The 10,189-nt window shown below is 69.5% G+C and carries 11 protein-coding genes and 2 pseudogenes; 7 read left to right on the forward strand and 6 right to left on the reverse strand.

Annotated features, from left to right (window positions below):
- On the forward strand, positions 1 to 252 hold a 252-nt coding region (locus H0X00_RS17295; RefSeq protein WP_293773283.1), incomplete at its 5' end, for a 2Fe-2S iron-sulfur cluster-binding protein.
- 120 nt (positions 253 to 372) lie between these two features.
- Here H0X00_RS17295 and H0X00_RS23930 read toward each other — a convergent pair.
- Positions 373 to 612: pseudogene (locus H0X00_RS23930) on the reverse strand (DUF4404 family protein); the annotation flags it as partial.
- Between the two features lie 195 nt (positions 613 to 807).
- On the opposite strand from H0X00_RS23930, the gene H0X00_RS17300 reads away from it, so the two are divergent.
- Positions 808 to 1,122 (forward strand): hypothetical protein, encoded by a 315-nt coding sequence (locus tag H0X00_RS17300; RefSeq protein ID WP_293773284.1) that lies wholly within the window; start codon positions 808 to 810, stop codon positions 1,120 to 1,122.
- A 271-nt stretch (positions 1,123 to 1,393) separates the two neighbouring features.
- Here H0X00_RS17300 and H0X00_RS17305 read toward each other — a convergent pair whose 3' ends face one another.
- Positions 1,394 to 2,317, reverse strand: coding sequence for a MerR family transcriptional regulator (locus H0X00_RS17305; RefSeq protein WP_293773285.1), 924 nt, complete (start codon positions 2,315 to 2,317; stop codon positions 1,394 to 1,396).
- Positions 2,318 to 2,432: 115 nt separating this feature from the next.
- Here H0X00_RS17305 and H0X00_RS17310 point away from each other — a divergent pair, with 115 nt between their 5' ends.
- The 5 genes and pseudogenes from H0X00_RS17310 to H0X00_RS17330 form a co-directional block, all read left to right on the forward strand.
- A complete protein-coding gene (locus H0X00_RS17310; protein WP_293773286.1) occupies positions 2,433 to 4,082 on the forward strand; it encodes a ubiquinol-cytochrome c reductase cytochrome b subunit in 1,650 nt (549 codons plus the stop codon).
- A complete protein-coding gene (locus H0X00_RS17315; protein ID WP_293773288.1) occupies positions 4,079 to 4,417 on the forward strand; it encodes a hypothetical protein in 339 nt (112 codons plus the stop codon). The genes H0X00_RS17310 and H0X00_RS17315 overlap by 4 nt, the downstream gene beginning before the upstream one ends.
- A gap of 144 nt (positions 4,418 to 4,561) precedes the next feature.
- On the forward strand, positions 4,562 to 5,350 hold the full coding sequence (locus H0X00_RS17320) for a GAF and ANTAR domain-containing protein (protein ID WP_293773289.1): 789 nt from the start codon (positions 4,562 to 4,564) through the stop codon (positions 5,348 to 5,350).
- A gap of 78 nt (positions 5,351 to 5,428) precedes the next feature.
- Positions 5,429 to 6,157, forward strand: coding sequence for a GAF and ANTAR domain-containing protein (locus H0X00_RS17325; RefSeq protein WP_293773290.1), 729 nt, complete (start codon positions 5,429 to 5,431; stop codon positions 6,155 to 6,157).
- A 144-nt stretch (positions 6,158 to 6,301) separates the two neighbouring features.
- Positions 6,302 to 6,505: pseudogene (locus H0X00_RS17330) on the forward strand (response regulator transcription factor); the annotation flags it as partial.
- On the opposite strand, the gene H0X00_RS17335 reads toward H0X00_RS17330, so the two are convergent.
- From H0X00_RS17335 to H0X00_RS17350, 4 genes are all read right to left on the reverse strand, one after another.
- Entirely contained in the window at positions 6,502 to 7,038 is a 537-nt protein-coding gene (locus H0X00_RS17335; protein ID WP_293773295.1) for a GAF and ANTAR domain-containing protein, read from the reverse strand. The pseudogene H0X00_RS17330 and the gene H0X00_RS17335 overlap by 4 nt on opposite strands.
- Before the next feature lie 53 nt (positions 7,039 to 7,091).
- Positions 7,092 to 7,868 (reverse strand): GAF and ANTAR domain-containing protein, encoded by a 777-nt coding sequence (locus tag H0X00_RS17340; protein ID WP_293773298.1) that lies wholly within the window; start codon positions 7,866 to 7,868, stop codon positions 7,092 to 7,094.
- Positions 7,865 to 8,980, reverse strand: coding sequence for a GAF and ANTAR domain-containing protein (locus H0X00_RS17345; RefSeq protein ID WP_293773300.1), 1,116 nt, complete (start codon positions 8,978 to 8,980; stop codon positions 7,865 to 7,867). The genes H0X00_RS17340 and H0X00_RS17345 overlap by 4 nt, the downstream gene beginning before the upstream one ends.
- Before the next feature lie 214 nt (positions 8,981 to 9,194).
- Positions 9,195 to 9,722 carry a universal stress protein gene (locus H0X00_RS17350; protein WP_293773303.1) on the reverse strand — a complete coding sequence of 176 codons (528 nt, stop codon included), beginning with the start codon at positions 9,720 to 9,722 and terminating at the stop codon, positions 9,195 to 9,197.
- Positions 9,723 to 10,189 lie beyond the last annotated feature (467 nt).

Consider the following 10,189-nt stretch of genomic DNA (forward strand, 5'->3'; position numbering starts at 1 on the left):
ATTGAGGGCCTGGCCAAGACCTCCAAGTCGGCTCTGCACCCCGTGCAGGAAGCTTGGATCAAGTACGACGTCGCCCAGTGCGGTTACTGCCAGCCCGGCCAGATCATGGCCGCGACTGCGCTGATCACCCGGGTGAAGAAGTCCGGCCGCAAGATCTCCGAGGCCGACCTCGACACCCTGCGCAACGTCTGCCGCTGCGGCACCTACCCCCGCATCCGCGAGGCCGTGAAGTTCGCCGCGACCAAGATGTAACTCCCGCACCTGCACACACGGCCCCCCGTCCGGCTTCTGCCGGGCGAGGGGCCGTGGTCGTTGTGGTGTGGGCTCAGAAGCCGGCGTCGGACAGGGACCGCAGCGCCTGCGGATCGCCTGCGTCAGCCTCGGATGGGCCGTCTGAAAACGGTCCTCGGCGCCCTGGAGGGTGTCCGCCAGGGCCGAGCTCCGCTCCGGGTCCTCGTCGGCCGGTCGCTCGTTGGCCAACCGGTCCTCGACGTCGGACCGCAACTGGTGGAGCGCTTCGGAGTCCTCGAGCGCGTTGTCCGCGTCGCCGTCCGAGGGATGGCGGTCGAGGATCTCGTTGAGTTCGTCGAGCAGATGGCGGAAGGGATTCACGAGGCCGACGCTAGCGCGTCCCCTGCTGAGTACCGCTCAACTTCAAGGCAGGCGCGCCGTTCGGCCGTCCACAGCGTTCTCCTTGCGCGGTCGGGCTCCGCCAAGCCACACTCAGATGTACCCACAAGTAAGCATTCGCCCAGCTTCGTCCGGATATCCCCCTTCCCGGACGACTCCCCCACTCGGAGTATGCCCATGCAGACCAACAGCCCCGGTCGTCACCGCAAGCCCAGCTCGAGCCGTGCGATCGTCACGCGTACGGCCGTCACCGTCGGCGCCGCCGCGGCAGCCGTCCTGGTGTCCGGTGGTGGCGCTTCGGCCGCTACCGCCGCCCCCAGTGACGCCCCTCCCGGCGTTCTGCCCATCTCCTGCACCGGCTACCCGATCGACGCCTTCACCACCTGCGGCCTGTCCGGTCACTACGGCAAGGGCAGCGACCGTGGGGACGCCTCGGGCGGCGACACGCCCGTGCTCGGCGGCGGCACGCCGCCCTCGGCCCTGGTGTACTGACCAGCGCTCCTGGTTGACGTCGTGTCGCGACACGACTGATCTGCCGGCGAAGACCTCCCGTTGTGGAGCGGAGCCCTCGAGGCTCCGCTCCACCGGGGGGTCTTCCCCTTTTCGTGGGTGGTGAGGCGCCCGCCACTCAACGTAAATAGATGACCGTTCATCGACCCCGGGCATCTGGGACGTTCCCGACAACACCTTCCCGAGAAGGCCTAAGGGCCTCCGGTTCACCGGAGGGGCCACGCCGGGTTTGCGCTGTGTCGGCGCACATCGCCTACTCGCCTGCGGCCCCGGCAAGGAGGGCGACCGCCGCGCCCATGCTGTCCGGACGTTCCACCCGGGCGGGCAACTGCAGGTGTGCCCAGCCCGGGCCGGCGGCCGCCATCCGGTGGCCCGAGCGGATCCGCGGCTGTTCGGTCAGCGCCGCGGGATCGGCGGTCTGCTCCAGCTGGGACCAGACCAGCACCGTCGCCGGGTTCAGCCGCCGGATAGCTTCCGCGGTCACGCTCACCGGGGTCGACGGGCCGATGACGCAATTCCGTACCCGGCGTTCGGTCAGCGCCGCGGCGAGCGCGTGCAACGGCAGGACGTGTTCGTCGCCGGGCGCGCAGACGAGCAGCGCGGGCCGGGTCGAAGCCACCGACGACCTCCGCGCCAGGGAGGTGAAGACGGCCGAGGCGCAATCGCTCAGCACGTGTTCGGCGGCGATGCAGCTGTCGTTGCTCTGCCAGCGCTCGCCGAGCCACACCAGCGCGGGTCGCACCACGGTGTCCCAGGCGTCGATCACCCCGAGATCGCCGACCGCCCGGTGCAACAACGTCACCAACCGGTCCGCGTCCAGTCGTAGGGCTGTTTCACGCACGTGCCGCGAGGTGACGGGCCGGGCCGGGCCGGGCGTGGCGATGGTCGTGCCGGGCCCCGGAACCTCCACCCGCCCCCGCCGCCGCCGCGACGTGGTCTGCACCCCGATCTGCTGGGCGGCGTCGGCAACGGTCACGCCCTGCAGTACGAGGTTCTGGATGGCTTCGAGCCGCGCGAGGTCCGCCGCGGTGTAGCGGCGGTGCTGCCCCGCCTGGTGCTGCTTGGGACCGACGCCGTAGCGGCGGTCCCAGGTGCGCAGGGTTGCCGGTGCGATGCCCAGCCGCCGTGCGACCGCGGCCGCCGGGAGCGGGGTCTGCGTCGACGGGTCAGGGGCCATGGAGCTATCCTGTCATCTCTAGTGAAACGTTTTTGGCGCGATTGACCGGTATTATCGCCGACGCGGGCCCGGCGCTCACCCGAGCGCCGGGGCTCGCACCAGGGAGGGGCGGGAGATGGCGGTCGCGAATGCGCCCGGTGGGGCCGCTACCTACCTGGACGAGCGGCTCGGAACGAACGCGGCGGCGCGCAAGAATCTGCGCAAGGTGTTCCCGGAGCACTGGTCGTTCATGCTGGGCGAGATCGTGCTCTACAGCTTCATCATCCTGCTGGCGACCGGCGTCTACCTGACGCTGTTCTTCAAGCCGAGCATGCAGGAGGTCGCGTACGACGGCTCCTACCTGCCGTTGCAGGGCGTGCAGATGTCCGAGGCCTACGCCTCGACCCTGGACATCAGCTTCGAGGTCCGCGGTGGCCTGTTGGTGCGTCAGATCCATCACTGGTCGGCGCTGATCTTCGTCGCCGGGATCGTCCTGCACCTGCTCCGGGTCTTCTTCACCGGGGCCTTCCGCAAGCCGCGTGAGCTGAACTGGCTGATCGGGGTGACCCTGTTCGTCCTTGCGCTGCTGGAGGGGTTCGCCGGCTATTCGCTCCCGGACGACCTGCTCTCCGGAACCGGTCTCCGCATTGCGGAGGCGATCATGCTGTCGATCCCGGTGGTCGGAACCTACGTGCAGTTCTTCGTCTTCGGCGGGGAGTTCCCGGGCGAGGACATCATCCCCCGGTTGTACGTGGCGCACGTCCTGCTGATCCCCGGGATCATACTGGCCCTGATCGCGGTGCACCTGATGCTCGTCGTGGTGCACAAGCACACCCAGTTCCCCGGCCCGGGCCGTACGAACGACAACGTCGTCGGCTTCCCGCTGATGCCGGTGTACATGGCGAAGGCCGGCGGCTTCTTCTTCATCGTGGCCGGGGTCTGCGCCCTGCTCGGCGGCCTGGCGCAGATCAACCCGGTGTGGTTCTTCGGGCCCTACTACCCGGACCAGATATCGGCGGGCTCGCAGCCCGACTGGTACATCGGCTTCCTGGATGGTCTGGTCCGGGTGATGCCCAACTGGGAGACCAACCTGGCGGGCCACTCCGTGAGCTGGAACCTGCTCCTGGCCGGCCTGGCGGTCCCCGGGGTGATGTTCACGCTGCTGGCGCTGTACCCGTTCGTCGAGGCCTGGGTGACGGGGGATCGGCGGGAGCACCACCTTCTCGACCGACCGCGCGATGCGCCGGTCCGCACCGCGCTGGGCGCGATGTCGCTCGCGTTCTATCTCCTGCTGGTGCTCAACGGCGGAAACGACATCATCGCCTACACCTTCGGCCTGTCCATCAACACGATTACCCGGACCGTCCAGGTCGCGCTGTTCGTGCTGCCGCCGATCGTCTTCGCCCTCACCAAGCGAGCGTGCCTCGGACTGCAGCGCCGCGAGCGCGAGCGCATCCTGCACGGGCGGGAGACCGGCACCATCAAGCGCCTGCCCAGCGGGGAGTTCATCGAGGTGCATGCACCGATCTCGGCGCAGGAGCGCTTCACGCTGATGGCCCGTCAGACGTATCAGCCGATCTCGGCCCGTGCCGCAACGGATGAGAACGGCATCCCCGCCCGCGGTGGCCGGCGGCGCTCACGGCTCTCCCGCTTCTGGTTCGCCGACACCGTGCCCAAGCCCACCGCGGAGGAACTGCACGCGAACGGCCATGCGAATGGGCAGGCGAACGGGCAGGCGGAGCTGTCGCACGGCGACGAGCCCACCGAACTGGCGGGGCAGCAATGACCCCGACGTTCGTCCGCCCGGCCTGCCCGGACGACCTGCTCACCGCCGCCGGGCAGGGCGACCTGGACGCCTTCGGCGCCTTCTACGACCGCACGGTCGCCCTGATCTTCCCGCTGTTGCAGTGCAGCCTGGGAGACACCCCACGGGCCTGCGCAGCGACCGAACGGGTCTACGTCTGGATGTGGGCGGCAGCGCCCGATTTCCGGGCACGCAGCCAGTGCGCCTACGCACTATTGCTGGCCGCGGCCCGACGGGAGATCACCGAGGACCTGTGTCTGAGCTCCCCCCGAGACGGGGCCGGTGCAGGAGATCTCGCCCCCCGCCGCGTGTCCTGAGCAGCGGTAGGGTGCGCGGTAAGCCCAGCTGGTTGCCGGGTGAGCCCCGTCGCTCCTGACCCTGGCGGCATTGCGGTTGGAGACGGCGTAGCATGCGCGGTTCTCGCGGTGGCTGAGCTAGCCGGACCCATAGGCCTCCAGGCGATGCGCCGCGCGCTGTACGCCCACGCCGAGTCGATCCAGCTCCCGGTGAGCCTCGACGTGCTCTGCCGACTCGCGGGCGTCCGTTGGAAGGAAGCCGCGGCAGCCGTGTCCGTGCCGATCCGGGCCGTCGGCGCGGCCGGCGCCGAGACGGTGGCGGCTGCCGACCTCGCGCGCGACGGGGAGGAACTGCAGATCACGCTCGGCGAGGGGCCGTCCCTGGACGTCCTGGTCGGGGACCCGGCGATTTACCTGAGCGAGCTCACGGACCCGTCGGAGATCCGGTGGCCGATGTTCGCGCCGGCCGCGGCCCTGCTGGGGATCCGCTCCATGGCCGTGATGCCGATGCGCGTCGGCGCGGCCCGTTTCGGGGCGTTCGCGGTCTACCTGACGCGACCGGGCGGTCTCGATCCCAGGGACGGAGCCGAGGCGATCATCCTTGCCTCGATCGCCCTCGATCTGCTCCTGGAGGACCTGGGTCCGATCGGCGCCCGCACGCTGTCGGCGCCGAAGGCGGAGGGCGCGGGGCCCGGCGGGTTCGATGGATCTCCCGGTGACGGCGACCATGGGGACGGCGCGGTCGAAGACCGGCCTGAGATCCACCAGGCCACCGGCATGATCTCCATTCAGCTCGGGGTCGACCTGCCGACGGCCCTGCTCCGGCTTCGCGCTCGCGCCTTCGCCGAGAACCGCCGGTTGTCCCACGTCTCCGCCGACGTGGTGTCCCGGGTCCTGCGCTTCGACGGGACGCACCCCGGGTACCCGGAACTGGGTGGGGCCGATGCCGACTGAGAAATGGCCGCCCAGAGCTCGGGCCGGGTGGGCGCGACCAGCAGGAATGATCAGCGTGGGACCGGTAGGGAGACGGGCATGAATACAGAGCGCTTGGCCGAAACGTTCGTCGACCTGGCGGACACCCTGGTGGAGGACTTCGATCTGATCGAGTTTCTGTACACCCTGGTGGACCGTTGCGCCGAGCTCCTCGACGTCACCGCCGTGGGCCTGATGCTCAGCGACGCGCGCGGCCGCCTCACGGTGATGGCCTCCACGAGCGAAGAGACCCGCCTGCTTGAGTTGTTCCAGTTGCAGAACGACCAGGGACCGTGCCTGGAGTGCTTCCAACAAGGGCACGCCGTGCACGAGCGCGATCTCGAGGCGGCCTCGGGGCGGTGGGACCGCTTCGCTCCTGAAGCGGTGGCGGCCGGCTTCCATGCGGTGCACGCGCTGCCCATGCGTCTGCGCGACGAGACGATCGGCGCGCTGAACCTCTTCCACGCGGAGCGCGGCGCCCTGCAGGACTCCGACATCCGGATCGGCCAGGCCATGGTGGACGTTGCGACCATCGGCCTGGTTCAGGTTGGCTACACCCGGCGCCGGGAGATCCTGTTGGCCCAGCTGCAGCAGGCGTTGGACACCCGGGTGATCATCGAGCAGGCGAAGGGCGTGTTGGCCGAGCGCAACGGGATCACGCCGGGCCAAGCCTTCAGCTCACTGCGCACCTATGCCCGGGCGCGCAACCTGCGGTTGAGCGATCTGGCCGACGCTGTGATCGACGGCCGGGTCCTACCCGCCGGAGCCGAGGCGGGTCCGCGGACCTGACGGACTGTCAGAGGCACCGGCAGATGAAGAGCGCCGGGGCTGGTCGAGACCGTGGTGCGGGAGGATCGTGCGCTCCACCACCGCTTGGGCGAGCATGGTCAGCTTCTGATGTTGTTGCGGAGTACCGGCGCAGCGCGTCGAACGCTGAGCTCGCGGGAGCTGGAAATCCTCAATCTCATAGCCGAGGGGATGACGAACCGTCAGATCGGCGAACAGTTGTTGCTCGCCGAGAAGACCGTGAAGAACTATGTCTCCGGACTCTTGGCCAAGCTGGGGATGAAGAGCCGGATTCAGGCCGCGGTGCTCAGCGCGGAGACACGCGGCAAGGACCGGTCGCACGTGGCTTAGGCGACGCTTACGCCCTTACGTTTCGCGTGCTCCAACACAAGCTCGCCAGTGAGCTCTCGTGTCACAACGTTCTGGGCAACCACGGAAAGGCGTTCGTTGTGGTCACGCGCGTAGCGGCGAAGCGCCTCGAACGCGTGCGCCATGGTGACGTTGCCCACCTGGGCCAACTGACCCTTCGCCTGCTCCAGCACGACCCGGCTGTCCAGGGCCGTCTGGAGTTGTTGGGTCAGGCGCAGATGATTCACCGAGGTCTGGTTGGCGATCAAGGCGATGCTCGCGACATCGGCCAGGGCCTGCCCCAGCTCGAGGTCCGCGCCGTTCAGGGCTCCAATCTCCGTGCCGAAGAGGCCGAGGGCGCCCAGTCGGACGCCCTGTAGGTGCATCGGAAGCGCGTGCACGGAGCGGAAGCCCGCGTCCACCGCGGTGGGCACGAATTGCGGCCACTTGGCCTCTTCCGCGTGCAGGTCCGCCACCGAGACGGGCTCACCGTCGCGGTAGCAGTCGAGACATGGTCCCTGCTCGCACTGGAGCATAAACAGTTCCAGGTTCCGCGTGTGCTCCGAGGACGCGCTACCACCGGGCCGAGCTAACTCAGCGTCCAGAGAAGGTGTTCAGAATCGCCTTCGATCACGGCGTAGGCGAGTTCGGTCAGGCGCAGTTCGCTCGCTCGAGCGTGCGAACGAAGAAGCATGAACGCTTCGTCAGGGGTGATGCCCCGGCGTTCGGCCATCACTCCCTTGGCCTGTTCGATCACCACCCGCGTGAGTAGGGCGAGCTGCAACCGGTCGAGCAGAACGTCGGAGCGCTGCCCGCCGTGCACCTGAATCAGGCCGATCGTGGCGACGTCGATCAGCGACTGGGCGAGGCGCGTGGTGGCGGGCGGCAGCGCCTCCGGGTTGACGTGAAAAAGATTCAACGACCCGACGGTGCGCTCGCGTAGCCGCATCGGAAGTGCGTGCACGGTGCGGAAGCCGGCGCGTACCGCCTCCGGGGCGAACAGCGGCCAGCGGGCGCGGGCCTGGGCCATGTCCGGCTCTTCCACCGGGTTTCCGCTCCGGTAGCACTCCAGGCACGGGCCTTCGCCGGCCTGAAGCTGGAACAGCTCAAGGAGGCGGGTCGCCTCGTTGGAGGAGGCGGCGACACGGAGCCGGCCCTGCTCGTCGCCGAACATCAGGCCGACCGCCGTCACGTCCAGGAACTCGGTGCAACGCTCGACGAGGGTGTACAGAAACTCCATCAGGTCAAAACCCTCCACGAGGGTGTCGGCCAGTTCGACGAACGTCTCGGCCAGTCGCTGCTCTCTCGCCGGCAAGGGGTCCGCCGCGAACAGATCGGGGGTCTGCGAAGGAGGTGGCCGAGTCATGGCCTTTCCTCGTACCCGGTGCGGTCGTCGGTCTCTGTGTCCGGCTGGAACCGGACGGTGCGCGCCACGACTGCCTGGGCCAGGTCCGAGAGCGGCCGGTCCTCGGTGAACGCGCGGGCACGGATGCGCAGCAGAGCGATATTGAGCGGCACCCCGAGCTGAACCGACACCATGCCCGTGGCCTGATGAATCTCCGCACAGTCGTCGAGGAACGGCTGCCGCGCGCGGGGCTCGGTGAGAGCGCGCTCCGCGGCACCCTCTGCGGAGTGGTCGATGAGCCAGGTGAGAGCCACCTCGGCGAAGACCCGGGCGGCGGTCAACTCGGTCGATCGCAGCGCTCCGGCCCGGTCCAGGTAAAGCACCAGCACGCCGAGTCGAGCTGCTCCCACCTGCATCGGAAACACGAACTGGGCGCGCACTCCGTGCTGGCCGGCCACGGGGGCGTAGAGCGGCCATCTGGCCTGCTGCTGTGGCGCCGTCAGATCTTCGACCAGAACGGCGGTGCCGTAGCGCAGGCCGTCATAGGACGGGCCCTCGCCGAGGACCACCTGGAGCTCTTCCAGCGGTCGCGCGAGGGCGCCGCCCACCCCGACGGTTTGCCCACTGAGCAGTTCGCCCGGCACGGAGATCGCCACGGCGGCGACCCCCAGGTGCTCGGCGGCCACCTCGCACAACAGGCTCATCCCCGGCACCACGCCGAGAGCACGAGCGCGGGCCTCGATCGCCTCCGCCAGTTCTTCTGCGCGGCTACTGCCGCGGACGTCCCGCGTCGGCCAGAGAGGTTGCGTGAAGCCAAGGGCGGGGCCGGCGTCGCGGTCATGGGGACTGGTGGAAGGTGAATGCAGCGCAGCGACTCGCCCGGTGCGCCGGGCCGCGTTGTCGGCTCTGACCCGCAGGGCATCCAGCAGGGCCCGGGCCGCCGTGTCGAGCTGGGGGAGGCGTGGCTCCGGGACGGACTCCCACGCTGCCCCGTATACCCGGCCCAGGACCTCACCTACGACCCGCCGAGGGAGGTCGGGGTAGTCGGCGCTGAGTTTTTGGAAAAGCACCGAGGGCGGCCCAGGGGCGGGCTCGGTGCCGCTGACCGAGCGAAGAACGGGCTTATCGGCCATGACGATCCTCCGAGCTCGGAAGGCGCCATCTGTCCGGGGCGAGATGCAGACATCTACCCCGTCCCGGCCCTGCACAAACACGTTCGACGTCGGGGCTGACGGGGTGACCTCCTCGTGCGACGTACCGCGTTGCGGTAGTAGGCCGGCCCGTGGCGGGGGAGAGTGCCCCGCCACGGAGCGGCCGGGCCGGTTGGGTGGGGTCACCCGAAGCAGGTCATTCGGGAACGACCACCACCGGGCACGGGGCGTGCTGCACGCAACGCTGGCTCGTCGAGCCGAGGATCAGACCGGCCATGGTGCCGTGTCCGCGGCTCCCGACGACGAGCATCTGCGCGTGCCCGGCCGCACGCAGCAGCACCTCGGCGGGATGACCCTGAACCGCGCGCGTGTCTGCGACCAGCGTGGTGCCGAGGGCCTTCGTGACCGCCGCGACCGTGTCGGTGAGGACCTTCTCGGTGAGACTGGCGTAGCTGTCCCCGTCGGACCCGCTCGCGACCCATTCGTAGGCGGAGCCGGCGCCCATCGGCAGCTCCCAGGTTCCGATCGCCTCGACCGTGCCGCCCACCTGGGCGGCGTAGGTCATCGCCCAGCGCAACGCAGCGCTGGAGCCGGGGGAACCGTCGACGCCGACGACGACGTGGGGATTGCCGCGCAGCACCTCGTCCGAGGTTGCGGTCCCCTGGTGGGTCGGGCTCCGAAGCGCCTGCTGGGCGGCTTCCTGTAACGGTGTCCTGGTGCTCATCTTCGACTCCTTCTGGGTGGTGTGGTCACGTCGTCCACTCCGAGCGCAGGATCCCGGGGAAGGCGGATCTGACCGGCCCGCGCGAAGCCCCTCCAACGCGCGGGCCGGCGAATGGGGGATCCAGACTGGGCGCGGGGTTCATGGTCATACCCCCGACCATCCGGTCCGCGGGCCTGTGGGCCCAGGGCCCAAGGTCCCGGTGGCAGGTCACTTGCGATGTCGGTGTCCAGTCCGTGCAGCGGGAACACCGCCTTGCGGGTCTCCTCGACGGCGCGGTCGAGCGGGTTCGTGCGCATCGCCGTGCCCGGCCTCCCACGGGGCCCAGGGCGGTGTTCACCACGGCTGAGCAGCCGGGCCCGACGAGGCGCGTGCCGTGTCGGCGGGCAAGGGCCACGAGTTCGCGCCGGGCGGCCGGGCCGAGCGGGTCGCCGCCGCCACGGGAGGTGGTGATGGCCACGACGCGGGTT

Source organism: Sporichthya sp. (genome assembly GCF_013815995.1).
In the GTDB taxonomy this organism is placed as follows: domain Bacteria; phylum Actinomycetota; class Actinomycetes; order Sporichthyales; family Sporichthyaceae; genus Sporichthya.

Bases quoted from the DNA above. Each gene is read 5' to 3' on its own strand.
- H0X00_RS17315 (WP_293773288.1), top strand. From the start codon at position 4,079: ATGACCCCGACGTTCGTCCGCCCGGCCTGCCCGGACGACCTGCTCACC.
- H0X00_RS17350 (WP_293773303.1), bottom strand. From the start codon at position 9,722: ATGAGCACCAGGACACCGTTACAGGAAGCCGCCCAGCAGGCGCTTCGG.
- H0X00_RS17310 (WP_293773286.1), top strand. From the start codon at position 2,433: ATGGCGGTCGCGAATGCGCCCGGTGGGGCCGCTACCTACCTGGACGAG.
- H0X00_RS17345 (WP_293773300.1), bottom strand. From the start codon at position 8,980: ATGGCCGATAAGCCCGTTCTTCGCTCGGTCAGCGGCACCGAGCCCGCC.
- H0X00_RS17320 (WP_293773289.1), top strand. From the start codon at position 4,562: ATGCGCCGCGCGCTGTACGCCCACGCCGAGTCGATCCAGCTCCCGGTG.
- H0X00_RS17340 (WP_293773298.1), bottom strand. From the start codon at position 7,868: ATGACTCGGCCACCTCCTTCGCAGACCCCCGATCTGTTCGCGGCGGAC.
- H0X00_RS17305 (WP_293773285.1), bottom strand. From the start codon at position 2,317: ATGGCCCCTGACCCGTCGACGCAGACCCCGCTCCCGGCGGCCGCGGTC.
- H0X00_RS17300 (WP_293773284.1), top strand. From the start codon at position 808: ATGCAGACCAACAGCCCCGGTCGTCACCGCAAGCCCAGCTCGAGCCGT.
- H0X00_RS17325 (WP_293773290.1), top strand. From the start codon at position 5,429: ATGAATACAGAGCGCTTGGCCGAAACGTTCGTCGACCTGGCGGACACC.
- H0X00_RS17335 (WP_293773295.1), bottom strand. From the start codon at position 7,038: ATGCTCCAGTGCGAGCAGGGACCATGTCTCGACTGCTACCGCGACGGT.